The organism is Streptomyces laurentii, from assembly GCF_040635425.1.
Taxonomy (GTDB): domain Bacteria; phylum Actinomycetota; class Actinomycetes; order Streptomycetales; family Streptomycetaceae; genus Streptomyces; species Streptomyces laurentii.
On sequence record NZ_JBEYHT010000013.1, the window covers coordinates 115,023 to 141,294 of the forward strand.

The window sequence follows — 26,272 nt, forward strand, 5'->3', positions numbered from 1 at the left end:
GCGAGACGACCTACCAAGCGGTAGGTGCGGGCCGGGCCCATCGTGGGACACGTGTCAGGAGCGCGTCAACGCGCGTGCGCGGGGTTGTCCACGGAGGTTCGGTGAAGACGCGGACGGACGCTCCCCGGCCGGCACCCGGCCGGGGAGCGTCCGTCCGCGGGTGTCAGATCAGCGCCGGTACGTCGAGGGTGAGCGTGCCCGCGTCCGCGTCCAGCACCCCGGGTATGCCGAACGGGATGGTCGGCGCGTCGTCCTGGTGGCCGAATCCCATGCGTTCCAGGACCGGCACACCGAGCCCGCCCAGCCGGTCGGCGAGGAGCGCGCGCACCTCCTCGTACGGACCGCATTCCTCCCACGAGCCGAGGCCGATCCCGGCGACGCCGTCCAGCCGGCCGGAGCGCAGGAGTTGGGTGAGGATCCGGTCGAGCCGGTACGGCTCCTCCCCCACCTCCTCCAGGAGCAGCAGCCCGCCCCGGGCGGAGGGCCGGGCGTGCGGGGTGCCGAGGTCGGCGGCGAGCAGGCTGGCGCAGCCGCCGAGGGTGACGCCGCGCGCCCGGCCGGGCACCAGGGCGCCCGCGGTCTCCAGGCCGAGGGAACGGACCGACTCGGGCTCGAACAGGGTGGCGCGCAGCGACTCCTGGGTGCGGGTGTTCGTGACGAAGGCCCCGGCCGCCGGCATCGGACCGTGCAGGGTGGCCAGGCCCATCCGGACCGCGAACGCCTCGTGCAGGGTGGTGATGTCGCTGTAGCCGACCAGGACCTTGGGGCCGGCGGCGCGGATCGCGGTCCAGTCGAGCAGGTCCACCATGCGCTGGGCACCGTACCCGCCGCGGGCGCACAGCACCGCGGCGATCCCTGGGTCGCACCACGCCTCGGTGAGGTCGCGGGCCCGGGCCTCGTCCGTGCCGGCGAGGTAGTCGAGGACCGGGTGGGTGTCCTTGACGTGCGGGGCCACGACGGGGTCGAGGTCCCAGCCGCGCAGGATGTCGAGCCCGGCCTGGAGCCGGTCCTCGGGGATCGGTCCGCTGGGGGCGACGATCGCGACCCGGTCGCCGGCGCGCAGCCGGCGGGGCCGTACCAGTGACTCGACGGTCATTTCCTCAGCTCCAGCCGGGGGACGTCGGGCCGGTCGAGTCCGAAGACCTGGGCGTACAGGGAGAGTTCGGCCTCCAGCGCGCGGATCAGGGTGTCGGCCCTGCGGAAGCCGTGCGATTCGCCCTCGAAGGCGAGGGAGGCGTGCGGCACGCCGCGGCCGGCGGTCCGGGCGAGGAATCGCTCGGCCTGCGCGGGCGGGCAGATCACGTCGTCCAGGCCCTGGAGCAGCACGAACGGCGCGGTGATCCGGTCGACGTGCTCCAGCGGGGAGCGCTCGCGGTAGCGCTCGGGGACCTCGGCGATTGGGCCCATGAGCGAGTCCATGTAGCGGGATTCGAAATCGTGGGTCTCGCCGGTGGCCCAGGCGGCCGGGTCGAGGATGGGATAGAGGATGGTGCCGCAGGCGTAGACGTCGCTGTGGACGAGGGACGCGGCGGTGGTCCAGCCGCCGGCGCTGCCGCCGCGGACGGCGAGCCGGGCCGGGTCGGCGGTGCCCTCGGCGGCGAGGGCGGTGGCCACGGCGGCGCAGTCCTCGACATCGACCACGCCCCACTGCTCGCGCAGCCGCTCGCGGTACGCCCGGCCGTGCCCGGTGGAGCCGCCGTAGTTGACCTCGGCGACGCCGATGCCGCGGGAGGTGAAGTAGGCGATCTCCAGGTCGAGGACGAGCGGGGCCTGCCCGGTCGGACCGCCGTGCGCCCAGATCACGTACGGCGGCCGCTCGTCGTCGGGGCCGGTGAACTCGGGGTTCCGGGGCGCGTACACCTGGGCGTGGATCTCCCGGCCGCCGGGGCCGGAGAAGGTCCGCGCCTCGGGCTCGGGGTAGTACGCGGGGTCGACCGCGTCCTTGTGCGGGGCGCCGATCACCCGGGCGAAGCCGGTGCAGGTGTCCAGTTCGACGACCTCGTGGCCGCTGTGCGGTCCGGCGGCGACGCCGACGACGCGGGTGCCGTGCGCGGCGAGGGTCGCGGCCCACTCGGTCCAGGGGCCGACGGCGTCGGCGAGGTCGCCGCTCTCGGGGTCGAGAATGCCGAGGGTGGCGGCGCCGCGGCCGTGGACGACGGCGACCAGTCCGCTGTCGAGCGGCTGGAACCAGCTGAGGCCGATCTTCCACAGGGCGCCGGCGAACTCCTCCTCGCGGGGGCAGAGCGCGACGGGCTCGCCGCCGTCCCGCGCGGTGCGGTAGAGGTTCCACCAGCCGGTGCGGTCGCTGACGTGCAGCAGGTGGCCGTCGGCGGTCCAGCCGATCTGAGGCACGGACTCCTCGGGTCCGCCGGCGACGGTCCGGGCCTCGGTGAAGGCGCCGTCGTCGGTGACGCCGGCGAGCCGGACCTCGGTGCCGTCCCAGGGCATCCGGGGGTGGTCCCAGCCGATCCAGGCGACCTGCCGGCCGTCGGGCGAGACCCGGGGGCCGGTGACGAAGCGGTGCCGCCCGTCGGACAGTTCACGGACGCGCGTCCGGTCCTCGGCGGCGGAGCCGTCCAGGGGCACGGCGGCGATGACCCGGCGCACGTCGGTGGGCGCGGGGCCGGTGAACTCCTCCAGGACGCACCAGACCTCGTCCCGTTCGGGCCGGAGCACCGGGTCGACCCAGCGCAGTCCGTCGCCGACCGGGGAGAGCGGGGTCAGCGGGCGGGGCGGGGCGCCGTCCGGGGCGTCCGGCTCGTACGCGTACAGCCGCTGGTCGGGGTGGTGGCAGAAGACGACGAGCGGCGAACCGTCCGCCCGCACCGTGCCGGCCCAGGGCTGTCCGCCGTACTCGACGACCCGGCTGCGGACGTTCCACGGGGCGGGCAGCACCGACTCCTCGACGCCGTCGGGGTGGCGGCGCACCAGGGCGCGCCGGCCGCCCTCGGCGGGACGCGGTGCGGTCCACCACACCTCGTCGCCGACGAAGCCGACGAAATCGGGCCGGCCGTCGTGCGCCGCGGCCAAGGCCGCGTCGATGGGTGACGGCCAGCTGCCGTAGGTGGCCGTGGATGCCATCAGGTTCCCCCCTGTACGGGTCATGCGAGCGATGCGGATGAGCGAGTGCGTGCGTCGGTGTGCGAGTGAACGGGCGGGGCGGGTCCGGCCGGCGCGTCAGGCGGACCGGAGGTAGCGGTCGAGGACGCGGACGCCGAAGTGGAGGGCGTCGACGGGGACGCGCTCGTCGACGCCGTGGAACAGCGCGCCGTAGTCGAGCGTCGGGGGCAGCTTCAGCGGGGTGAAGCCGTAGCCGGTGATGCCGAGCCGGGAGAACTGCTTGGCGTCGGTGCCGCCGGTCATGGAGAAGGGGATGACGTGCCCGGCCGGGTCGAAGTGCTCCACGGCGGCGCGCAGCTTGGCGAAGGTGGGCGAGTCGACCGGCGCCTGGAGCGGCACCTCGCGGTGGTGGAACTCCCACGCGACGTCGGGGCCGGTGAGCCGGTCCATCGTCTCGACGAACTCCTCCTCGGCGCCGGGCAGCATCCGCCCGTCGACATAGGCGACGGCCTGGCCCGGGATGACGTTGACCTTGTAGCCGGCCTCCAGCATCGTCGGATTGGCGCTGTTGCGGACGGTGGCCTCGACGAGCGCGGCGGCCGGGCCCAGCTTGTCCAGGAGCAGGTCGGTGTCGAAGTCGGGGGCGTCGACATCGGTGTCGATGCCGTACAGCGCGGCCAGCCCGGCGAGCGCGGCCCGCACGGTCGGGGTGAGCCGGACGGGCCACTGGTGGGCGCCGATCCGGGTGATGGCCTCGGCGAGCCGGGTGACCGCGTTGGCGGTGTTGACCTTGGAGCCGTGTCCGGCCCGGCCGCGGGCGGTGAGCTTGAGCCAGGCGGTGCCGCGCTCCCCGGCGGCGATCGGGTAGATCGTCAGGCCCGGTTCCGGGTGGAAGCTGTAGGCGCCGGACTCGCTGATGCCCTCCGTGCAGCCCTCGAAGAGGTCGCGGTGCCGGTCGGCGAGGAAGTCGGAGCCGTCCTCGGCGCTCGCCTCCTCGTCGGCGGTGTACGCGAGGACGATGTCGCGGCGCGGCCGGAACCCCTCACGGGCCCAGGACCGGACGACGGACAGCACCATCGCGTCCATGTTCTTCATGTCGACGGCGCCCCGCCCCCACACGACACCGTCGCGCACCTCGCCGGAGAACGGGTGCACGGTCCAGTCGGCGGCCTCGGCGGGCACGACGTCCAGGTGACCGTGGACGAGCAGCGCGTCGGCCGTCGGGTCGGTGCCGGGAATGCGGGCGACGACGTTGGTACGGCCGGGGGTGCGCTCCAGGAGCGTGGGCTCCAGGCCCGCGCCCGCGAGCCGCTCCGCCACGTACTCGGCGGCGGGGCGCTCGCGGCAGTCGCCGCCGCCCCGGTTGGTGGTGTCGATCCGGATCAGCTCGGAGGTGAAGGTGACCACCTCGTCGAGTGCCGTCGTGTCCGGGCCGCGCTGTTCCTCAGCCATACTGCTCCTCCACAGCGGCGGACACGATCGTGGTGACCGCCTTGAACGTGCGAATCGCCTCGTACATCGTCTCGCTGGTGTAGGCGACGCGCCGCTCGCCGCTCCGCTCCGTGCCGGGCACCACGGTGGCAGCGCCGGCCAGGTGCTCCGCGTCGAACTCCAGCTCCATCGTGAAAGGCCCGGCCTGCACCGGTTCGTGGCGCACGGCGAGGGAGACCGCCTTCTCGGCCGCCGCACGGATGTCGGCGGCGGTACGGGCGGGGGTGCGGCAGACGGCCGCGTACCGCGACACATGGTCCTTGACCGCGACCTTGTGCGCCTCCGGCGCGTAGCCGAGGGCGTCCTCGCAGGTCAGGTCGTCTCCGGTGACGAGGATGACGGGGACCCCGAACTCGGCGACCACGCGCGCGTTGAGCAGGCCCTCGCTGGCCCGCACCCCGTCGAGCCAGACGCCGGTGATCGAGTTGGCGAGGTAGGTGTGCGCCAGGACGCCCTCGGCGCCCGCCCCGGTGTGGTAGCCGACGAAGGCGATGCCGTCGACGTCACCGTGCTGGACGCCCTCGACCATGGACAGCGACTTGTGGCGCCCGGTCAGCATTTCGGCGCGCTCGTCGAGCTGTTCGAGCAGCAGGTTGCGCATGGTCCAGTGCGCCTCGTTGATCAGCACCTCGTCGGCGCCGCCGTCGAGGAAGCCCCGCGCCGCCGCGTCGACGTCCGAGGTGAACAGGGAGCGACATCGCTCCCACTGCGGTGTCCCCGGCAGCACGTCGGCGGGCCAGGTCACACCGGTGGCGCCTTCCATGTCGGCGCTGATCAGGATCTTCATGCCAGGCACCGTACGCGCCGACCCACGGCCCCCACCACCCCTGTGGAAAAGTGTCGAAGGCCCGGCCCCTCGGGGACCGTTGCCGGTGGTGCGCCAACCGCCGGACGTCCGGCCACCCGGGGAATCGGGCGAATCATTTCATCCCGCACGTATACGCTGACAGGTGCGGATTCCGCCCCGAATCCGTGCCCCGACTCCAGGAGACCCTTCGGTGACCACGTCCCCCTCCCTGTCCGAGATCCCCGTCGAGCCCGCGGCCGAGCAGGTCACGGCGCCGGTCCCCGCCCCCGCGGCCGAGCCGGGGGCGGACCTTTCGCTCGCTCCCCTGCTCGACACCGGTGAGTGGGTCGAGCCCGTCGCGCAGGACGTCGCCGAGGCCGTGGTCCGCGACGCCCGGGACTTCGGCGTGTACGCGCGCACGGGCGGCTGGACGTTCGCGCTGAAGGTGGCGCGCAGCGTACGGCCCGGCGGACAGCCGGCCGAGGGTTCCGACAAGGTGTCGGCGAAGGCGTTCGCCGAGCTGGCGGGCTGCTCCGCCGAGCGCGTCATGCGCTACTACAAGGCGTGGGACATGGCCGCCGACGACGGCCTGGTGCCGCAGTTCGAGGCGCTGGTCCCGGGTGAGGACGTCGAGCTACCCGAGGCCGACGTCTGGCTGTCGTACTACTCCTCGCGCTCCAGCGCCACGTCCGTGCGGGGTCACGCGATCACGGCTGCGGCGGAGGCGGAGGGCATCAAGGCGACGAAGGCGCTGGAGGTGGCCGAGAACCCGACCGCGCTGCGCGCCGCGATCCTCGCCGACCCGGGCACGGCCGAGGCGGCCCGGGGCGCGCTCCTCGACCGGATGAAGGAGGACGCGGCGCTCCAGACCGAGATGGCCCGGGCCATCGCCCGGACCGGCGAGCTGAAGAAGGCGGTGGCGCAGGAGGCGAAGGCGGCCGACCGGATCGAGTACGTGCGCCAGATCGCCGAGGGCGGACAGGTCCGGACGCCGGCCGGGCAGAAGCTCGACGCGTCGCCGGAGCTGCGCGCCGAGGCCGAGCGCCACCTGTCGCTGATCGACGAGCTGGACGACTCGGAAGAGGCCGGCGAGTGGGCCGGCGAGGCATATGACACGGTGAAGTCGCTGGTCGTGAAGGCCGTGGAGGAGGACCCGGCGCTGCGGGTCCAGGAGCGCCGGGCGAAGTTCTACAACAGCCTCCAGAAGGCCACGAAGGTCTTCGAGGAGCTGACCCTGGACGAGGTCCTGGAGGAGGACGTCCTCGAGGCCGACATGGTCCAGCGCCTGGAGGCCCTCCAGGAGGCGATCGGCGCCTGCATCAGCGCGCTGCGCAAGGCGACCGACGCCTCCTGATCGTGCTGATCCTGCGATGACCTAGTCCTGGTGGCCGAGCAGCAGGTCGCGCTCGGTGCGGCCGCCGCCGGCCACCTGGAGGACGGTCGCGACCGGCGGGTAGCCCGCGGCGATGACCGTGTACTCGCCCGAGGACAGGTCGATGAAGCGGAAGCTTCCGTCGGCGCCGGTGATGAAGGTGTCGACGACGTTGCCGGCCGCGTCGAGCAGGGTCACGCGGGCGTCCTCGACGGGACGCCCGCCGCCCGCCCGGACCGTTCCGCGCAGCACCGCGCCGCCCGCCAGTTCGATGTCCTGGCGGGTCTCGCGCGAGGCCTGCACGCTGACCGGCAGCGCGGCGGGGCGGAAGGCGGGAGCGCTGGCGGCGAGGGTGTACTCGCCGGCGACCAGTTCGCCGATCACGTAGCCGCCCTCGCGGCCACTGCGGGTGGCGGCGACGACCTCGCCGCGTACGTCCGTGAGGGTGACGGTGGCGTCCCGGACCGGGGTGCCGTCGGCGGTGACGACGGCACCGGCGAGCCGGCCCGCGCCGCCGAGCACGACATCGAGGTCGACCGGCCGTTCGCCGACGGTGACGGAGACGGCCTGCGGCTGGTGGCCGCCGGCGGCGGCGATCAGGACGTACGCGCCGGGGCCGGGCACGCTCAGCGCGTACCGCCCGTCGTCGACGCTCGCGCCGCGGCCGATCTGGCGGCCCTGGACGTCGATGAGGGTGAGCGCGGCGCGCGGGACCCGGCTGCCGTCGTGGTGCCGGACGGTGCCGCAGACGGGCACCCCGGCGAGCGGCGCGACGGCGGCCGCCGGGACGGCCGTGACCGGGTCGTAGGTGATGTCCCGGGGCTGCGGGACGGGGGCGAGGGGGGCCTCGGTGGCGGGGGTGGGGTGGGACACCAGCGGTTTCTCCTTGAGGAAGAAGGCGAGGACGAGGCCGAGCGCGAGGACCGGCACGAGGTAGAGGAAGATCCGCGGCATCGCGTCGGCATATGCCTGGACGAAGGCGTCGCGCAGCGCGGGCGGCAGCGCGTGGACCACCTGCGGGGTGATCGAGTCGGCGGGCGGCAGCGCGTCGGCGCCGTCCCGGGGCAGCCGCTCGGCGAGGGCGTCGGCGAGCCGCGAGGCGAAGAGGGTGCCGAAGATCGCGGCACCGACACTGCCGCCGATCTGGCGGAAGTAGTTGTGGGCGCTGGTGGCGGTGCCGAGGTCGGCGGGGCGTACGGAGTTCTGCACCGCGAGGACCAGGACCGGCATGATCAGGCCGATGCCGACGCCGAGGACGGCCTGCCAGAGGCTGTACTCGATGCGCGGGGTGTCGGTGTCCATACGGGACAGCAGCCACATCCCGGCCGTCGCGACGGCGCTGCCGAGCACCGGGTAGATCTTGTAGCGGCCGGTGCGGCTGATGAGCTGGCCGGATACGACGGAGGCCACGACGATGCCGCCCATGAGCGGGAGCATCAGCAGACCGGATTCGGTCGCGGTGGCACCCTCGACCATCTGGAGGAAGGTCGGCAGGTAGCTGGCCGCGCCGAAGAGGGCGATGCCGACGACGGCGCCGACGAGGCTGGTGACGGTGAAGACGGAGTCACGGAACAGCCGCAGCGGGATGAGCGGTTCGCGCGCGAAGCGCTCGACGACCAGGAAGAGCAGCGCGGCCGCGCCGGCGCCGCAGCCGAGCCCGAGGATGACCTTGGAGCCCCACGCGTACTCGGTGCCGCCCCAGGTCGTCAGCAGCACCAGACAGGTGGAGGCGGCGGCGAGCAGCAGGGCGCCGAGGACGTCGAAGCGGGCCCGGGCGGCGGGCCGGGGCAGCTTCAGGACGACGGCGACGACGGCGAGGGTGACCAGGCCGAAGGGCACGTTGAAGTAGAAGCACCAGCGCCACGAGAGGTGGTCGGTGAAGAAACCGCCGAGCAGCGGTCCGGCGACGGAGGCGAGGCCGAAGGCCGCGCCGATGAGGCCCATGTAGCGGCCGCGCTCCCGGGCGGGCACGATGTCGGCCATGATCGCCTGGACGCCGATCATCAGCCCGCCGGCGCCCGCGCCCTGGAGGGCGCGGAAGGCGATGAGCTGGTCCATCGTGTGCGACCAGCCGGCCAGGCCGGACCCGATCACGAAGACGACGATCGCGAAGAGGAAGACGCCCTTGCGGCCGAGGAGGTCGCCGAGCTTGCCGTAGACGGGCAGGCCGACGGTGGAGGTCAGCAGGTACGCGGTGATCGCCCAGGACATCCGGTCCAGGCCCTGCAGCTCGCCGACGATCTTCGGCAGGGCGGTGGCGACGATCATCTGCTCCAGCGCGGCGAGGAGCAGCGCGAGCATGAGGCCGATGAAGACCAGCCGGACACGGCGCGGGTCGAGGGCCTCCCCCGGATGGGCCGCCGGACCCGTGTCGGGGCCCGCCGCCCCGGGGCCCTCCGTTTCAGGGGCGGCCGACGCCGGTCCGGGGTCCGCCTCCGGTTCGGGCGCCGTCGGATCCCACCGGGACTCCTGGTCCCACGGGAAGGACGGCTCCCCCTCGTGGCCCGGTCCCTCCCCGGCCGGCGGTCCGTCCGCGAGGACCGTCATGGTCCCCTCGGCGTCCTCCGCTTTCGTGCGCGCACCCACGTACCGCTCCCCTCGTCACGACCTCTGCGCCGGTCATTGTTCGCCGGGCGCGCGGGGCCGGCGTACGGCCGAGATGACGGGGAGAGCGGGGGCGTGAGGGGTGGGAGGGCGTAGAGCGACGGCGTACGCGGGGCGCTCATCAGCACGTTTATAAAGTGAAGAGCGACCCCCGCACGCCCCCGGCGCTCTGGCGGAGGCCGCGGGGAAACCACTCGAATCGGTGACAGCTCCGGGCGTTACTTCCCGGTTCTGGTTCGCCGGGGCTACTTCCCGGGCCGCCGTTCCGCTCGGGTGACCCCTACGGGTGACGACGGGGGTCCGGACGTGCTCCGGTCTACTTCTCGACCTCGGCGGCGAGCCGCGCGAGCACGGCGTCGTAGATGCGGCCGAGGCCCTTGGGGGCGAAGGTCCGCTCGAAGAAGCCGCCGATGCCGCCGGCGCCGTTCCAGACGGTGGTGACGACGGCCTTGGAGCGGCCCTCGCCCGCCGGGGTCACCGTCCAGGTGGTGACCATGGAGGAGTTGCGGTCCTTCTCGGCCAGCTGTCCGCTGGAGGGCTCGGTGACCTCAAGCAGGCAGTCGCGCACCCGCTTGCTGGTGGCCTGGAGCTTCCAGTGCACCAGGGTGCCCGCGCCGTCGCCGCCCTCGCGTACCTCGTACTCGCTGAACTGCTCCGGCAGCAGCTTCGCGCGCGTGCCGCGGTAGTCGGCGAGAGCGTCGAACACGGTGCCCGCGTCGGCGGCGATGATCCGCTCCGTCGTGGCCTCGACCTGCGCCATGGCACTTCCTCCAGGTTGTTCTCGTGGTGCTCTCAGGGGGTACGAGTCAAGCCAATCACCTGCGCGGCGGGGCCCCAAATCCTGGCCGTCCCCGGGCCCGCACGCACGGTCCCGGGCCACTCGGCCCCGTGTGAGGCAGACCGGGCACCCGCCCCGGGCCCGCGCGCTCCGACTCGGCCGCACCCACATCTTTCTGACGGCGTGTCACGTCCTCCGAACGGGTCAAGTCCGGGCGGAACCCGTCCCTCCGGGCCATGGGCGGGGCACGGACGCCGTATGAAACCACGCGCAGGCAAGCTGATCGCCGCGGGGGCCCTGGTCGCGGGGACGGTCACCGTCCTGCCCGGCCCCGCCTCCGCCGCCGAGCCCGGGCCGACCACCCGGCCCGTCACCTCGCTGACCTGGACCGACTGCGGCACCCGGGCCTATCCGAAACTCCAGTGCGCCACCCTGAAAGTGCCGCTGAACCACGACGACCCGGCGGGGCGGAAGATCTCGCTCGCCCTCACCCGGATCGCCCACACGGCCGCCACGTACCAGGGCCCGCTCCTGGTCAACCCCGGCGGGCCGGGCGGCAGCGGACGCGGACTGGCCGGATACGTGGCGGCCATGCTGCCCGCGAAGGTGATCGCGCAGTACGACGTGATCGGCTTCGACCCGCGCGGCGTCGGCAAGAGCGAACCCGCCCTGGACTGCCTTCCCGGCTACTTCGACCCGGTCCGCCCGGACTCCGTACCGCGCGGCGCCGAGGGCGAGAAGGCGAACCTGGAGCGCGCCCGGTCCTTCGCGAAGGCGTGCGGCGACAAGTACGCCGACATCCTGCCGTACATCGACACCCGCTCCACGGCCCGGGACATGGACGCCGTCCGCCGGGCACTCGGCGCGCCCCGGATCAACTACCTCGGCTATTCGTACGGCACCTACCTCGGCGCCGTGTACGCGCGCCTCTACCCCGAGCGGGTGCGCCGCATGGCGCTGGACTCGGTGGTCGACCCGCGGGGCGTCTGGTACGAGGACAACATCGCGCAGAACCACGCCTTCGACGCGCGCCACAAGGCGTTCGCGGCCTGGGTGGCGCGGCACGACGACGTCTACCGGCTCGGCGCCAACCCGGAGAACGTCGAGGCCGCCTGGTACCGGATGCGGGACGAGCTGCTCGCGAAGCCGGCCGCCGGCAAGGTCGGGGCGAGCGAGCTGGAGGACACCTTCCTGCCGGGCGGCTACTACGACGGCTACTGGCCGGCGCTCGCGGCGGCGTTCTCGGCGTACGCCGTCGACCACGACAGCGCCCCGCTGGTGAAGGCGTACGAGAAGCACGGCGCGGCGGACGCCGCCGCCGACAACGGCTACTCCGTCTACACGAGCGTGCAGTGCCGGGACGCGCAGTGGCCGAAGAAGTGGAGCGGGTGGCGCGAGGACGCCTGGAACACGTACGCCAAGGCGCCCTTCTACACCTGGAACAACACCTGGTACAACGCGCCGTGCGCCTTCTGGCCGGTCCCCTCGCTGACCCCGCCGGACGTCACCAACGACCAGCTGCCGCCGACTCTGATCCTCCAGGCGACGAACGACGCCGCCACGCCGTTCGAGGGCGCGGCCGCGCTGCACCGGATGGTCCGGCGCTCCAGCCTCGTCGTCGAGCAGGGCGGGGGCAACCACGGCGTGACCCTGGGCGGGAACGACTGCATGGACGACCATCTGATCACCTATCTCGCCACCGGCGAGGTCCCGCGCGGGGCCGAGGGCGCCGAGGCGGACGCCTTCTGCGAGCGGCTCCCGGAACCGGCCCCGGAACCGGAGCCCGTGAAGCAGGGCGCGGCAAGCGCAGACGCCGCGCCGACCGGAGCGACGGGGGCGTCGGGGTCGCCCGGTGCGACGCTGCACGGGGTGCTCGGCCACGAGCACTGACGGAGGGCCGGCGCGCGTCGCCGGAACCGTGTATCTCCATCTGGTGTCCGCCCTCGATCCGGCCCACAAGCGCGTGCAGATCAGCAACGACCGGGGGCGCGTGAACGGTTGGACCGGTCACGACCGGGTCTTCGGCATCCGCGTCGCGGTCGATGGCGTCGCCCGGCCAGGTGCCGCGGACAAGGCGGCGGCCTCCGCCCCCGCCAACCGGCCCTGAAACGTGGCGAGATCAGCCATGCGGGAGCCATCACTTTGAGGGCGACGAGGCGAACTCCGTCCGCCACGGCACCCTGCGCCCCGGACCCGGCTGAGAGGATGGCGGGGACCACGGAAGTGAACGATGAAGGGTGGTGACGGGCATGATCGTGTTCGTCCTGATCGGCGTCCTCGTACTGGCCGTCGCGGGGTGCGTGTGTGTCGTCTGGGCGTCCCGGGGCGGTCCCCGGTGGGTCCGGGGCGCCGCCGCCGTGACGCTGGCGGCGGGCGAGGGCGTACGCGACGTCCAGCGGAGGAACCGCAAGCAGAACGGGAACGCGAACTCAAGCAACGGAAACGACGACTAGGGCCTTTCTTTTGGATCAGGCTGGATCAGGGAGCGGGGTCCGGTGCGTGTGATCGCAAGGCGGAGGAGGGAGACAACGCGGTGGGGGTACCTCCCGTGCCCGAAGGGCTACGGGGGAGTTGGCGACCGACGACAACGCGGCGTGGGGGTACCTCCCGTGCCCGAAGGGCTACGGGGGAGCGCGTGCCGGGGCACGCGAGCCCAGCAAGATCCAAAAGAAAGGCCCTAGCGTCCGATCCTCCCGGCGCCGTACGCCTCACAGCTCCTTGCTCATCACCGTCTCGCGTCCTTCCGTCACCACGGTGAAGCCGTGACGCCGGTAGAGCGCCAAGGCGGCCGTGTTGGCGGGGAGTACGGCGAGGGTGAGCCGGGTCGCGCCGGACCGGCTCGCCCAGGACGCGACCTCGGCGACCAGCCGGTCCGCGACGCCCCGGCCGCGTACGCGGGGGCTCACCCACACCGAGCGGAGTCGGCGCGCGTCGGGCCCGTCACCGGGCATGCCGGCGGCCATCCCCACGATGTCGCCGTCCAGCAGGGCGACGAGGTTGTGGGCGTCCGGCAGCGCGAGCCGTTCGCGCCAGCGGCTCTCGCCGCCGTCGTCCCAGTCGGCGAGCCGGGCCGTGAAGGCGTGCGGCGCGTCGCCGAGTGCCGTCAGGCGCGCTTCCCGCCACAACGGCCAGTCGGCCGCGCCGAGCAGGCGCAGGCTCACCTCGCCGAGCCGGCCGATCGCCGCACGCGCCGCGGCGCCGAACCTCGGGTGGGGCAGGGCCGCTTGAAGGACCTCGCGGGCGGCGGGATCGCCCAGCGCCCCCAGGCCCTCCACGCAGGCGAGGCCGACGCGCCAGTGGGGGTCGCCGGGAGCGAGGCGGCGTTCCAGGACGGCGACGAGAGCGGGCACGCTCTCGGGGGCCCGCAGGTCGGCCAGCAGACGGACCGGCAACAGGGCGTACGCGACGCGCAGTTCGTTGGTGGCGAGCGCGGCGGCGGCGCGGGCTGTACGCGGGTCGCCGAGCCGGCTCAGGGCATAGGCGGCGGAGACACAGCGCTCGGGGTCACGGTGGTTGAGGAGGAGCACCAGGGCCTCGAAGGCCCGCGGATCGCCGGCGAGGCCGAGCCGGAAGGCGGCGATCTCCCGGGCCCAGAGCGGCTGTCCGGGGGCGGTGAGCGCCTGGTGGAGCTCCTCCGTCCCGACGGGTCCGGCGAGTTCCTCGAATGCCGCCGGGACCGCGCCGCCGCCCATTCCGATCTCTTCCCGCAAACGATCGATCATCGAGCAGAATTCGGGATCCGCGCTGGAATTCATATTCCGGAGCCTATCCGCGACCCAGATCACATATTCCTCGACTTCCCGGGACTGGCGCGCTCGTTACTCGCCGGTTAGTCTCAGGTGAGCGGGCCACCCCCCGCACTCCCCACGACGGCCTGGTGACGCAGCCGTTGTGGTTGTTTGTCGGTTCGGTATTTCAGGCGTGACCCCGGGACCGGGTCCGTCGCTTTTCCGCAGGGCAGCACGGCGGCGTACACCACGCTTTCGCACACCCTCACGCATCTCTCGCACGCCCGCGCGCATTTCCGCGCATCCTTGCGCGCCCGCCCCTCCGCGTTCACGCCCGCGCGCGTTCCGTCCCCGTACACGCCCTTCGTACGCACCGTCGCGTACGCACTCCGCTCGTACGTACACCCCGCGCGCGTACGCCGCTCGTACGCACTCCGCTCGTACGCACTCCGCGCATGCGCCGAACGTGCTCCGCGCGCGCCTCCGCACGCCTCAGTCGTCACTCTTCCTCCCAGGAGTCCCCTGATGGACACCCCTCTCTCCACCATCGCCGTCGTCGGCCTCGGCACCATGGGCTCGGGCATCGCCGACATCCTGGCCCGTGCCGGCCGCGAGGTCGTCGGCATCGACATCAGCGACGCCGCGGCCGCCCGGGCCGTCACCGCGCTCGAGAACTCCACCACCCGCGCCGTGGCCCGAGGCCGCGTCACCGAGGAGGAGCGGCAGAGCACGCTCGCCCGGTTCCGTACCTCCTCCGACCTCCAAGCGGCCGCCGGCGCCGACCTCGTGATCGAGGTCGTGCCCGAGTCGTACGAGACCAAGCAGGAGGTCTTCCGGGCCCTCGACGGCATCGTCCGCCCCGACGCGATCCTCGCCACCGGCACCAACGCGCTGTCCGTGACCCGGCTCGCCGCCGACTCGGCCCACCCCGAGCGGGTGCTCGGCCTGCACTTCTTCGCCCCCGTCCAGGCCATGAAGCTGGTCGAGGTCGTCTCCTCGGTGCTGACCGACCCGCGCGCCGTCGACGCCGTCACCCGGCTCGCGCAGGAGCTCGGCAAGGAGCCCGTGGCGGTCGGCGACAGGCCCGGCTTCGTCGCCGACGGGCTGCTCTTCGGCTACCTCAACCAGGCCGCCGCGATGTACGAGGCCCACTACGCCTCCCGCGAGGACATCGACGCCGCGATGAAGCTCGGCTGCGGACTGCCGATGGGCCCGCTCGCGCTGCTCGACCTGATCGGCATCGACACCGCCCGGACCGTCCTCGACGCGATGTACGCCGCCTCTCACGACCGGCTGCACGCCCCCGCCCCGATCCTGAAGCAGCTCAGCGAGGCCGGCCTGACCGGCCGCAAGGCGGGCCGCGGCTTCTACACGTACGAGGGCCCGGGCTCCGCCACCACCGTCCCCGACGCGCTCACCCCGCGGGCGGCGGAAGCCGCGGGCGCGGGCCGCGAGGTCCGCTCGGTCGGCGTCGCCGGCTCCGGCACCATGGCCTCCGGCATCGCCGAGGTCTTCGCGAAGGCCGGTTACGACGTGGTCCTCGCCGCCCGTTCACAGGAGAAGGCGGACACCGCCAAGGCCCGGATCGCGAAGTCCCTGGCCCGCTCGGTCGACAAGGGCCGCATGACGGGCGAGGCGCGCGACGAGACACTGGCCCGGATCAGCCCCGCCGGTGCCCTCGACGCCTTCGCCGACGTCGACCTGGCGGTCGAGGCGGTCGCCGAGGACCTGGAGATCAAGCAGGAGCTCTTCGCCCGCCTCGACAAGATCTGCAAGCCGGGCGCGGTGCTCGCCACCACGACCTCCTCGCTGCCCGTCATCGCCTGCGCCCGGGCCACGAGCCGCCCGCAGGACGTCATCGGCATGCACTTCTTCAACCCGGCGCCCGCGATGAAGCTGGTGGAGATCGTCCGTACGGTGCTGACCGCCGACGATGTCCACGCCACCGTCCGCGAGGTCACCACCAAGGTCCGCAAGCACCCGGTGGACTGCGGCGACCGCGCCGGCTTCATCGTCAACGCGCTGCTGTTCCCCTACCTCAACAACGCGGTCAAGATGGTCCAGGAGCACTACGCGACGCTCGACGACATCGACACCGCGATGAAGCTCGGCGGCGGCTACCCGATGGGGCCGTTCGAACTGCTCGACGTGGTCGGCCTCGACGTCTCCCTGGCCATCGAGAAGGTGCTGCACCGCGAGTTCCGCGACCCGGGCCTGGCCCCGGCCCCGCTCCTCGAGCACCTGGTGGCCGCGGGCTGCCTCGGCCGCAAGACGGGCCGCGGCTTCCGCGAATATGCCCGCCGCTGAGGCCCGGCCGGAGTCGCACGGAGGAAGGCACGAGAGGCCGTACGGACGATGGGGAGGGCTGCTCAGCCCGTCGGGCACCACCGGTGCCGGGCCGGGCACCCCTCCCCCGTCGGGACACGCCGCCGCCCGGATGCAGTACGTTCGGGGCATGCCCAAGGCCGCCAAGACACCCCGTGCCACGTCCACGCCCGACGCCCCGGAGAGCGCGGCAGGGACCCGTGCCGCCGCGCAGCGGCTCAAAATGCGCCGGGAACTGGCCGCCGCGGCCATGGAACTCTTCGCCACCAAGGGCTACGAGGCCACCACCGTCGACGAGATCGCGGCGGCGGCCGGGGTCGCCCGCCGGACCTTCTTCCGGCACTTCCGCTCCAAGGAAGAGGCGATCTTCCCCGACCACGACGACACCCTGGTGCGCGCCGAGGCGGTCCTCAACGCCGCCCCGCCGCACGAGCACCCGCTCGACACGGTGTGCCGGGGCATCAAGGAGGTCATGAAGATGTACGCGGGCGCGCCCGCCGTCTCCGTGGCCCGCTACCGCCTCACCCGCGAGGTGCCGACCCTCCGCGAACGCGAGATCGCCTCGGTGGCCCGCTACGAGCGGCTGTTCACGCGCTACCTCCTCGGCCACTTCGACGAGCGCGACCACCACGACGGCAACGACGACCCGCTGCTGGCCGAGGTCGCCGCGTCGGCGGTCGTCACCGCCCACAACCACGTCCTGCGCCGCTGGCTCCGCGCGGGCGGCCAGGGCGACGTGGAGACCCAGCTCGACCACGCCTTCGCCATCGTCCGCGACACTTTCGGCAGCGGCATAGGCGCCCGGCCGGGGACGGCGGGAGCGGGGGCGGGCGCGGGGGCCGCGCCGCGAGCGGAGGAGGCGCCGGCCCCGGGACGGGCACCGGCGGCCACCGCCTCGACGACCGGCGACGTCGTGGTCGCCGTGGCCCGCACCGACGCCCCCCTGGACGAGATCATGCAGACGATCCAGCAGGCACTTTCCCGGGGCTGAGCCTGCCGGATACACCAGGCTCCAGCTGTACGCGAGGACAGACGGCCCGCTCGCGCCCATGAGGGCGGGGGCGGGCCTGACGTGTGAGATGGGGGCACGGGGTGACATGGGCGGCCGGGCGGGGACGGGTACCGGTACGGGGCGGGGCGGGGCGGCCCGCACGGGATGAGTACCGGCATGGTGCCGGCCCGGAGGGAATGAGCACGGGCCTGTGCGGGGCCCGCATACGCCGGGGGCGTGCGCGCTGTCTGTGCCGCAGGAATCGGGGCCACCCCAGACGGAAGGGCACCGGCCTGTACGGGCCCGCATGAGTTGAGCACTCACACGGGCGTACCCGCTGTCCGCGAGCTTCTGGTTGGCCTTTTTTGTGGCTCGGTTCACCTCCGGGCGCCTGGTGCGAGTGTCGACGGTCGACCGTGCTCGCCCCCTCGTTCCTCGGGGCCTCCGCGCGCTCTCCCTTTCGACACCCGCGGCGCCCTTCGGCTCACTCGCCCAGCGCATCACCCCGCACGTCCCCGCACCGACAAGGGCCTGGCCCACCGGAGTCGGGCACCCCGCGAGCGGACCTCCACCCTTCGCCCCGCGCCGATACGTGCGGGTTCCCATGACCTGGTGACGTGCGGGGTGCCAGCTGCCGGTGCCCGTACTGCGCCTCGCGCACGACGGCCGAGTGAGCCGAAGGGGTGCGTCGGGGGAACAGTGCCGAACGCGCGCAGGCCCGCGAGGAACGAGCGGGGCGAGCACGATCGGTGCGGTGAGTCCGACTCCAGCACCCCGTGGGGGTCCCCCGCCGAAGGCAGGGGGAGAACCGAGGCACATAAGAAAGAGCCAGTTCAGGGGCATTTTCGATCGATCATCGCTCATCCGTGAACACCAGATCGCATCTGAGTGAAATTGTTGGCACGCAGTGCCTTGTCAGGTGACACGGCGTGCCATACGTTGATCTCGTCCGGGCGGCCGGCGCCCGGGAATCCCCCGTTCGCCGGCTGTCCCCACGGCCGATGTCGCCCGTGCGCCCGGACGCCTGCGTCACAGGCACCCGCGCGCCCCACCACGGCGCCGCCACAGCATCACCAGCGCCGAACCGACGGCACACCTCCACCGCAGCAACCCCGACGTAACCCTCAGCGCGTCCCCCTGGGACGCCGCACCGCCGGAGGCACCCCGTGAAGGACATCCTGGACGCGATCCAGTCGCCCGACTCCACCTCGGCCGACTTCGCCAGCCTGAAGCTCCCCGAGTCGTACCGCGCCGTGACCGTCCACAAGGACGAGCAGGAGATGTTCGCGGGGCAGGCCAGCCGCGACAAGGACCCGCGCACGTCGCTCCACCTGGACGAGGTCCCGCTCCCCGAGCTGGGCCCGGGCGAGGCCCTGGTCGCCGTGATGGCCTCCTCCGTGAACTACAACTCGGTCTGGTCCTCGATCTTCGAGCCGGTGTCGACCTTCGCGTTCCTGGAGCGTTACGGCCGCCTGTCGGAGCTGACCAAGCGCCACGACCTGCCGTACCACATCATCGGTTCCGACCTCTCGGGCGTCGTGCTGCGCACCGGCCCCGGCGTCAACGCCTGGAAGCCGGGCGACGAGGTCGTCGCGCACTGCCTGTCGGTCGAGCTGGAGTCCTCCGACGGCCACAACGACACGATGCTCGACCCCGAGCAGCGCATCTGGGGCTTCGAGACCAACTTCGGCGGCCTCGCCGAGATCGCCCTGGTCAAGTCCAACCAGCTGATGCCGAAGCCCGGCCACCTCAGCTGGGAGGAGGCGGCGGCGCCCGGCCTGGTCAACTCCACCGCGTACCGCCAGCTGGTCTCCCGCAACGGCGCCGGCATGAAGCAGGGCGACAACGTGCTGATCTGGGGTGCGAGCGGCGGCCTCGGCTCGTACGCCACGCAGTTCGCGCTGGCCGGCGGCGCCAACCCGATCTGTGTCGTCTCCTCCCCCGAGAAGGCCGACATCTGCCGCGCCATGGGCGCCGAGGCGGTCATCGACCGGAACGCCGAGGGCTACAAGTTCTGGAAGGACGAGCACACCCAGGACCCGCGCGAGTGGAAGCGCCTCGGTTCGCGGATCCGTGAGCTGACCGGCGGCGAGGACGTCGACATCGTCTTCGAGCACCCGGGCCGCGAGACCTTCGGCGCGTCCGTCTACGTCACCCGCAAGGGCGGCACGATCGTGACCTGCGCGTCCACCTCGGGGTACCAGCACGAGTACGACAACCGCTACCTGTGGATGTCGCTGAAGAAGATCGTCGGCTCGCACTTCGCCAACTACCGCGAGGCGTGGGAGGCCAACCGCCTGGTCGCCAAGGGCAAGATCCACCCGACGCTGTCCAAGGTGTACTCCCTGGAGGAGACCGGGCAGGCCGCGTACGACGTGCACCGCAACCTGCACCAGGGCAAGGTCGGCGTGCTCGCCCTCGCTCCCGAGGAGGGCATGGGTGTGCGCGACCAGGAGACGCGCGCCAAGCACCTCGACGCGATCAATCGCTTCCGGAACGTCTGATCCGCGGTCTCCGCGATCTCCGCGACCCCTGATCCCTGACCCCCGAACCGAACCGAACCCGGGACCACAGATGACAGAGCGCCAGAAGGACCGGCCGTGGCTCATGCGGACGTACGCCGGCCACTCCACGGCCGAGGCGTCGAACGAGCTGTACCGGCGCAACCTCGCCAAGGGCCAGACCGGCCTCTCGGTCGCGTTCGACCTGCCCACGCAGACCGGCTACGACCCCGACCACGTCCTCGCCCGTGGCGAGGTCGGCCGGGTCGGCGTGCCGGTCTCGCACCTCGGTGACATGCGGCGGCTGTTCCAGGACATCCCCCTGGAACAGATGAACACCTCGATGACCATCAACGCCACCGCCATGTGGCTCCTGGCGCTCTACCAGGTGGTGGCCGAGGAGCAGGGCGCGGACATCACCAAGCTCCAGGGCACCACACAGAACGACATCGTGAAGGAGTACCTGTCGCGCGGGACGCACGTCTTCCCGCCCGGACCGTCGCTCCGCCTCACGACGGACATGATCGCGTACACGGTCAACCACATCCCGAAGTGGAACCCGATCAACATCTGCAGCTACCACCTGCAGGAGGCGGGCGCCACGCCGGTCCAGGAGATCGCGTACGCGATGTCCACGGCGATCGCCGTCCTCGACGCGGTCCGTGACTCCGGCCAGGTCCCGGCGGAGCGGTTCGGCGAGGTCGTCGCCCGGATCTCGTTCTTCGTGAACGCGGGCGTCCGGTTCGTCGAGGAGATGTGCAAGATGCGCGCCTTCGGCCGCATCTGGGACCGGATCACCCGGGAGCGGTACGGCATCGAGGACGCCAGGCAGCGGCGTTTCCGGTACGGGGTGCAGGTCAACTCGCTCGGTCTGACCGAGGCGCAGCCGGAGAACAACGTCCAGCGGATCGTCCTGGAGATGCTGGCCGTCACCCTCTCCAAGGACGCCCGCGCCCGCGCCGTCCAGCTCCCGGCCTGGAACGAGGCGCTCGGCCTGCCGCGCCCCTGGGACCAGCAGTGGTCGCTCCGTATCCAGCAGGTGCTCGCGCACGAGTCGGACCTGCTGGAGTACGAGGACATCTTCGCGGGCTCGCACGTCATCGAGGCCAAGGTGGACGCCCTGGTCGGGGAGTGCCTGGCCGAGATCGAGCGGATCCAGGAGATGGGCGGCGCGATGGCGGCCGTCGAGTCCGGCTACCTGAAGGCGCAGCTGGTCTCCTCGCACGCCGAACGGCGGGCCCGGATCGAGTCCGGCGAGGAGAAGATCATCGGCGTCAACATCTTCGAGACGACCGAGCCGAACCCGCTCACCGCCGACCTGGACACCGCGATCCAGACCGTCGACCCGGCCGTCGAGGCCCGCGTCGTGGCCGGTCTCGGCACCTGGCGGGACACCCGCTACCAGCCGCCGTTCAACCACCCGCGCCCGTGCAAGGCGCTGGAGCGGCTGAAGGAGGCCGCGAAGGGCACCGGCAACCTCATGGAGGCGACCCTGGAGTGCGCCCGCGCCGGTGTCACGACCGGCGAGTGGGCCGGGGCGCTGCGCGAGGTCTTCGGCGAGTTCCGCGCGCCGACCGGCGTGTCGTCGGCCCCGGTCGCGGTGCCGGCCGAGGAGGGCTCGCCGCTCGCCGAGGTGCGCCACAAGGTCGACGCGACCGCCCGGGACCTGGGCGTGGGCAAGCTCCGCTTCCTGGTCGGCAAGCCGGGCCTGGACGGGCACTCCAACGGTGCCGAGCAGATCGCCGTACGGGCCCGTGACGCCGGGTTCGAGGTGGTCTACCAGGGCATCCGGCTGACGCCCGCGCAGATCGTGGACGCCGCCCTGGAGGAGGACGTGCACGCGGTCGGTCTGTCGATCCTCTCCGGCTCGCACGCGCAGCTCGTCCCGGACGTGCTCGACCGGCTGCGGGACGCCGGCGCGGCCGACATCCCGGTCGTCGTCGGCGGGATCATCCCGAACGCCGACGCCGAGGAGCTCCGGGCGGCCGGAGTGGCCGCCGTCTTCACCCCGAAGGACTTCGGTATCACCGGGATCATCGGACGTATCGTCGACGAGATCCGGAATGCCAACCAGCTCAGCCCCCTCGAACGTACGGAGGTCCCCGCATGACCACGCCCTCTTCCCCCGTGAACCGGCTGCGCCCGCGCCGCTCGTGCCTTGCGGTCCCCGGCTCCAACCCGCGGTTCCTGGAGAAGGCCCAGGGCCTCGCCGCCGACCAGGTCTTCCTGGACCTGGAGGACGCCTGCGCGCCGCTGGCCAAGCCGGAGGCCCGGCACACCATCGTGAAGTTCCTCAACGAGGGCGACTGGACCGGCAAGACGCGCGTCGTGCGGGTCAACGACTGGACGACCCACTGGACGTACCGTGACGTCGTCACCGTCGTCGAGGGCGCCGGCCAGAACCTCGACTGCATCATGCTGCCGAAGGTGCAGAACGCCGAGCAGATCGTGGCGCTCGACCTGCTGCTCACCCAGATCGAGAAGACCATGGGCTTCGAGGTCGGCAAGATCGGCATCGAGGCGCAGATCGAGAACGCCCAGGGTCTGGTCAACGTGAACGCGATCGCCCAGGCGTCGCAGCGCGTCGAGACCATCATCTTCGGCCCGGCCGACTTCATGGCCTCGATCAACATGAAGTCGCTGGTCGTCGGCGAGCAGCCGCCCGGCTACCCGGCGGACGCCTACCACCACATCCTGATGAGCATCCTGATGGCCGCCCGCGCCAACAACCTGCAGGCGATCGACGGCCCGTACCTCCAGATCCGCAACCAGGAGGGCTACCGCGCGGTCGCGCAGCGCGCCGCCGCCCTCGGCTTCGACGGCAAGTGGGTGCTGCACCCGGACCAGGTCGCCGCCGCGAACGAGATCTTCTCGCCCTCGCAGGAGGACTTCGACCACGCGGAGCTCATCCTCGACGCGTACGACTACTACACGTCCGAGGCCGGCGGGAAGAAGGGCTCGGCGATGCTCGGCGACGAGATGATCGACGAGGCCTCCCGCAAGATGGCGCTGGTGATCTCCGGCAAGGGCCGGGCCGCCGGAATGAAGCGCACCAGCACGTTCGAACTGCCCGGTTCGGAAAAGAAGGCGGAGGCCTGATCCCCATGCAGTTCGGCCGTACCTACGAAGAATTCGACATCGGTGCCGTCTACAAGCACTGGCCCGGAAAGACGGTCACCGAGTACGACGACCATCTCTTCTGTCTGCTGACGATGAACCATCATCCGCTGCACATGGACGTGAATTACGCGGAGAACACGACGGACTTCAAGAAGAACGTCGTCGTCGGCAACTACATCTATTCGCTGCTGCTCGGCATGTCCGTGCCGGACGTCTCCGGCAAGGCCATCGCGAACCTGGAGGTCGAGTCGCTGCGGCACGTGGCGCCGACCTTCCACGGCGACACGATCTACGGCGAGACCACGGTGCTCGACAAGACGCCGTCGCGTTCGAAGAGCGACCGCGGCATCGTCTACGTCGAGACCAAGGGCTACAAGCAGGACGGCACCCTCGTGTGCGTCTTCCGCCGCAAGGTGATGGTCCCGACCGCCGAGTACATCGACGCGCGCGGCGGCGAGCAGCCCGGCCGGCCCGAGCTGACGGAACAGGAGAAGTAGTCATGGCGCGACTCGCTCAGACCAGCGGTCTCACCGACGTCCAGCAGGAGATCGTCGCGACGGTCCGCGACTTCGTCGACAAGGAGATCATCCCGGTCGCCACGGAGCTGGAGCACCGTGACGAGTACCCGCAGCAGATCGTGGACGGGCTCAAGGAGCTCGGCGTCTTCGGTCTGATGATCCCCGAGGAGTACGGCGGTCTGGGTGAGTCGCTGCTCACCTACGCGCTGTGCGTGGAGGAGATCGCGCGCGGCTGGATGTCGGTGTCCGGCATCATCAACACCCACTTCATCGTGGCGTACATGCTCAAGCAGCACGGCACGCAGGAGCAGAAGGACCACTTCCTGCCCCGGATGGCGGCCGGCGAGACGCGCGGCGCGTTCTCGATGTCGGAGCCGGGTCTCGGCTCGGACGTGTCGGCGATCACCTCGAAGGCGGTGAAGGACGGCGACGCGTACGTCCTGAACGGCCAGAAGATGTGGCTGACGAACGGCGGCACGTCCACCCTGGTCGCCGTGCTCGTACGGAGTGACGAAGGCCACCCGGAGGGCACCGCCCCGCACAAGTCGATGACGACCTTCCTCGTGGAGAAGGAGGCCGGCTTCGGCGAGGTCCGTCCCGGGCTCACGATCCCGGGCAAGATCGAGAAGATGGGCTACAAGGGGGTCGACACCACCGAGCTCATCATGGACGGACTGCGTATTCCGGCCGATCGGGTGCTCGGCGGGGTCACCGGCCGAGGGTTTTACCAAATGATGGACGGCGTGGAGGTCGGCCGCGTGAATGTGGCGGCCCGTGGCTGCGGCGTCGCACAGCGTGCCTTCGAGCTGGGTGTCCAGTATGCCCAGCAGCGTCACACTTTCGGCAAGCCGATCGCCCAGCACCAGGCGATCCAGTTCAAGCTGGCCGAAATGGCTACCAAGGTCGAGGCCGCCCATGCCATGATGGTGAACGCAGCACGCAAAAAGGACTCCGGGGAACGAAACGACCTCGAAGCAGGCATGGCGAAGTACCTCGCCTCCGAGTACTGCAAGGAAGTGGTCGAGGACGCGTTCCGCATCCACGGTGGTTACGGCTTCTCGAAGGAGTACGAGATCGAGCGGCTCTACCGCGAGGCGCCGATGCTGCTCATCGGCGAGGGTACCGCCGAGATCCAGAAAATGATCATTGGTCGTCGGCTGCTCGAGGAGTACCGATTCCAGGGTTGATTGTCTCTTTTGAGCCGGTTTGGCCGCGAAGAAGATCACACCCTGTGTTCGTCTTCCGGCCGCCGACTCGGCTTCTGGCTTGCCCAGTTGCAGCCCACAACCGATAGCATCGCCGGAAAAGCCGCCGTCCCCCGTTGCCAGTGCGGCCTCATCCGCTACGAAGGTCATCCATGCCCCACAGCCAAACCTCTGCACACCGCGACCGCCTCAAGGGCGTGCGCATCGCACGCGGAGCATCGCCGTGGCTTCTGCCGACCGTCGCCACCGCGGCGCTGAGCCTCGCGCGCTCTCGCAAGTCCACGCGCGCCCGTGCCGTCGCCGTACCGGTCACCGCTCTCGCGGCCGGCATGCTGTGGTTCTTCCGCGACCCCGAGCGAGAGATCGCTCAGGGGCGGGTCATCTCGCCCGCCGACGGCGTGGTGCAGAGCATCATGCCCTGGAAGGACGGCCGCACCCGCGTCGCGATCTTCATGAGCCCGCTGAACGTCCACGTCAACCGCGCCCCGATGGCGGGCACGGTGACGTCCGTGGAGCACGTCCCCGGTGGCTTCGTGCCGGCGTTCAACAAGGAGAGCGAGAACAACGAGCGGGTCGTCTGGCACTTCGACACCGAGCTCGGCGACATCGAGATGGTGCAGATCGCGGGCGCCGTGGCACGCCGCATCGTGCCGTACATCCCGCAGGGCACGAAGGTCGAGCAGGGTGACCGCATCGGTCTGATCCGCTTCGGCTCGCGCGTCGACATCTACCTCCCGGAGGGTGTCGAGGTCGCCGTCGAGGTCGGCCAGGCCACGACCGCGGGGGTGACTCGCATTGACCGTGATTGATCCCGACACACGGGCGGCCGAATGGGCCGCCGACGGGGAGGCGGAGTCCGCCGACGAGGCCGAGGAGATGCCGCTGTCGATGAGGCTGTCCATAGCGGACGCCCTCACGCTCGGCAACGCCACGTGCGGCTTCATGGCGGTGTACTTCACCACCACCGGCATCCTCATCCCGCACCTCACCGGCAACGGCATGGAGAGCGGCATGGCGCGGCACTCCGCCGCCACCGCCGTGATCCTCATGCTCTGCGCGGCGATCTTCGACCTGTGCGACGGGCTCGTGGCCCGCAAGCTGCGCAGCTCGCCGATGGGCGCCGAGCTGGACAACCTGTCGGACCTGATCAGCTTCGGTCTCGCGCCGGCGTACTTCGTGCTCGTGTACGGCATGGTCGCGGACGACGCGCACCAGAAGGTCTCGGCGGTGGCCGCGATCGTGGTGCTGCTCGCGGTGGTGCTCAGGCTCGCGCGGTTCTCGTGCGTGACGATGAAGGACGGCATGTTCCAGGGCATGCCGAGCCCCTTCGGCGCGCTCACGGTCGTCTCGATCATCCTGCTCGAGCTGCCGTTCGTGCCGACGCTCCTCGCGATCATCGGTACGGCGTGGCTGATGGTGAGCCGGGTCGAGTACCCGAAGCCGCGGGGTGTCCTCGCGGCGGCGATGCTCAGCTGGATCGTCGGCGCGATGGCGATGTTGGCGGCCTGGGCGTTCGACGCCCCGGGCGGTGCGCTGCTCCTCCAGACGGGCTGCGCGCTCCAGGTCGTGCTGGGCGCGGTGATCCCGCTCTTCGCGACGGCCCGGCGGGTGAACACCTTCCGCGGCAACCGGCGCGAGAGCCGCGAGGCCCGTGAGGCGCAGGCGGCACAACTGCGCTAGCCGGACAACGGAACACCGTGCATGAGGAAGGGCCCGGACGCGAAAGCGTCCGGGCCCTTCCTCAATCAAGGGAATAATTTCGGAGCCCACCAGGCCCCCAGCCCCCCCTCCA

The 26,272-nt window shown here is 71.7% G+C and carries 20 protein-coding genes and 1 pseudogene; 13 read left to right on the plus strand and 8 right to left on the minus strand.

Annotated elements, in window-relative coordinates; all coding sequences use genetic code 11:
- Nucleotides 1-163: 163 nt before the first annotated feature.
- From ABZ693_RS11670 to ABZ693_RS11685, 4 genes are all read right to left on the minus strand, one after another.
- Nucleotides 164-1,096 (minus strand): S66 peptidase family protein, encoded by a 933-nt coding sequence (locus ABZ693_RS11670; RefSeq protein WP_359875666.1) that lies wholly within the window; start codon nt 1,094-1,096, stop codon nt 164-166.
- Entirely contained in the window at nt 1,093-3,081 is a 1,989-nt protein-coding gene (locus ABZ693_RS11675; protein ID WP_359875667.1) for a prolyl oligopeptidase family serine peptidase, read from the minus strand. The genes ABZ693_RS11670 and ABZ693_RS11675 overlap by 4 nt, the downstream gene beginning before the upstream one ends.
- Nucleotides 3,082-3,177: 96 nt before the next feature.
- Nucleotides 3,178-4,512, minus strand: coding sequence for a M20/M25/M40 family metallo-hydrolase (locus ABZ693_RS11680; protein ID WP_359875668.1), 1,335 nt, complete (start codon nt 4,510-4,512; stop codon nt 3,178-3,180).
- Nucleotides 4,505-5,338 (minus strand): M55 family metallopeptidase, encoded by an 834-nt coding sequence (locus tag ABZ693_RS11685; RefSeq protein WP_359875669.1) that lies wholly within the window; start codon nt 5,336-5,338, stop codon nt 4,505-4,507. Before ABZ693_RS11685 ends, ABZ693_RS11680 begins: the two co-directional genes overlap by 8 nt.
- A gap of 325 nt (nt 5,339-5,663) precedes the next feature.
- On the opposite strand from ABZ693_RS11685, the gene ABZ693_RS11690 reads away from it, so the two are divergent.
- The gene (locus ABZ693_RS11690; protein WP_359875692.1) at nt 5,664-6,692 is read left to right on the plus strand and encodes a hypothetical protein; all 1,029 of its coding nucleotides are present in this window, start codon (nt 5,664-5,666) and stop codon (nt 6,690-6,692) included.
- 21 nt (nt 6,693-6,713) lie between these two features.
- On the opposite strand, the gene ABZ693_RS11695 is transcribed toward ABZ693_RS11690, so the two are convergent.
- Together ABZ693_RS11695 and ABZ693_RS11700 are read right to left on the minus strand one after the other, a co-directional pair.
- Complete coding sequence (locus tag ABZ693_RS11695; protein ID WP_359875693.1) at nt 6,714-9,257, minus strand: MFS transporter; 2,544 nt, start codon at nt 9,255-9,257, stop codon at nt 6,714-6,716.
- 373 nt (nt 9,258-9,630) lie between these two features.
- Entirely contained in the window at nt 9,631-10,074 is a 444-nt protein-coding gene (locus ABZ693_RS11700) for an SRPBCC family protein (RefSeq protein ID WP_359875670.1), read from the minus strand.
- Between the two features lie 276 nt (nt 10,075-10,350).
- Between ABZ693_RS11700 and ABZ693_RS11705 the strand changes: the two genes are divergently transcribed.
- From ABZ693_RS11705 to ABZ693_RS11715, 3 genes are all read left to right on the plus strand, one after another.
- Nucleotides 10,351-11,982 (plus strand): alpha/beta hydrolase, encoded by a 1,632-nt coding sequence (locus ABZ693_RS11705; protein ID WP_359875671.1) that lies wholly within the window; start codon nt 10,351-10,353, stop codon nt 11,980-11,982.
- A gap of 28 nt (nt 11,983-12,010) precedes the next feature.
- Nucleotides 12,011-12,199: a hypothetical protein gene (locus ABZ693_RS11710; RefSeq protein WP_359875672.1), complete on the plus strand. Its 189-nt coding sequence runs from the start codon at nt 12,011-12,013 to the stop codon at nt 12,197-12,199.
- Nucleotides 12,200-12,341: 142 nt separating this feature from the next.
- Nucleotides 12,342-12,545 (plus strand): hypothetical protein, encoded by a 204-nt coding sequence (locus tag ABZ693_RS11715; RefSeq protein WP_359875673.1) that lies wholly within the window; start codon nt 12,342-12,344, stop codon nt 12,543-12,545.
- 255 nt (nt 12,546-12,800) lie between these two features.
- On the opposite strand, the gene ABZ693_RS11720 is transcribed toward ABZ693_RS11715, so the two are convergent.
- Together ABZ693_RS11720 and ABZ693_RS11725 are read right to left on the minus strand one after the other, a co-directional pair.
- Nucleotides 12,801-13,253, minus strand: coding sequence for a GNAT family N-acetyltransferase (locus ABZ693_RS11720; protein ID WP_359875694.1), 453 nt, complete (start codon nt 13,251-13,253; stop codon nt 12,801-12,803).
- 6 nt (nt 13,254-13,259) lie between these two features.
- Nucleotides 13,260-13,877: pseudogene (locus ABZ693_RS11725) on the minus strand (HEAT repeat domain-containing protein); the annotation flags it as partial.
- A 468-nt stretch (nt 13,878-14,345) separates the two neighbouring features.
- Here ABZ693_RS11725 and ABZ693_RS11730 point away from each other — a divergent pair.
- From ABZ693_RS11730 to pssA, 9 genes are all read left to right on the plus strand, one after another.
- Nucleotides 14,346-16,127, plus strand: coding sequence for a 3-hydroxyacyl-CoA dehydrogenase family protein (locus tag ABZ693_RS11730; protein WP_359875674.1), 1,782 nt, complete (start codon nt 14,346-14,348; stop codon nt 16,125-16,127).
- 148 nt (nt 16,128-16,275) lie between these two features.
- A complete protein-coding gene (locus ABZ693_RS11735; RefSeq protein ID WP_359875675.1) occupies nt 16,276-17,136 on the plus strand; it encodes a TetR family transcriptional regulator in 861 nt (286 codons plus the stop codon).
- A gap of 1,166 nt (nt 17,137-18,302) precedes the next feature.
- Entirely contained in the window at nt 18,303-19,640 is a 1,338-nt protein-coding gene (gene ccrA, locus ABZ693_RS11740; RefSeq protein WP_359875676.1) for a crotonyl-CoA carboxylase/reductase, read from the plus strand.
- Nucleotides 19,641-19,710: 70 nt separating this feature from the next.
- Entirely contained in the window at nt 19,711-21,747 is a 2,037-nt protein-coding gene (locus ABZ693_RS11745; protein WP_359875677.1) for a protein meaA, read from the plus strand.
- Nucleotides 21,744-22,736, plus strand: coding sequence for an HpcH/HpaI aldolase/citrate lyase family protein (locus ABZ693_RS11750; RefSeq protein WP_359875678.1), 993 nt, complete (start codon nt 21,744-21,746; stop codon nt 22,734-22,736). The genes ABZ693_RS11745 and ABZ693_RS11750 overlap by 4 nt, the downstream gene beginning before the upstream one ends.
- A gap of 5 nt (nt 22,737-22,741) precedes the next feature.
- Nucleotides 22,742-23,254, plus strand: a complete 513-nt coding sequence (locus ABZ693_RS11755) for a MaoC family dehydratase (RefSeq protein ID WP_359875679.1) — start codon at nt 22,742-22,744, stop codon at nt 23,252-23,254.
- A gap of 2 nt (nt 23,255-23,256) precedes the next feature.
- Entirely contained in the window at nt 23,257-24,462 is a 1,206-nt protein-coding gene (locus tag ABZ693_RS11760) for an acyl-CoA dehydrogenase family protein (protein ID WP_359875680.1), read from the plus strand.
- 170 nt (nt 24,463-24,632) lie between these two features.
- Entirely contained in the window at nt 24,633-25,289 is a 657-nt protein-coding gene (locus ABZ693_RS11765; protein ID WP_359875681.1) for a phosphatidylserine decarboxylase, read from the plus strand.
- On the plus strand, nt 25,282-26,160 hold the full coding sequence (gene pssA, locus ABZ693_RS11770) for a CDP-diacylglycerol--serine O-phosphatidyltransferase (protein WP_359875695.1): 879 nt from the start codon (nt 25,282-25,284) through the stop codon (nt 26,158-26,160). The genes ABZ693_RS11765 and pssA overlap by 8 nt, the downstream gene beginning before the upstream one ends.
- The last annotated feature ends 112 nt before the right edge of the window (nt 26,161-26,272 follow it).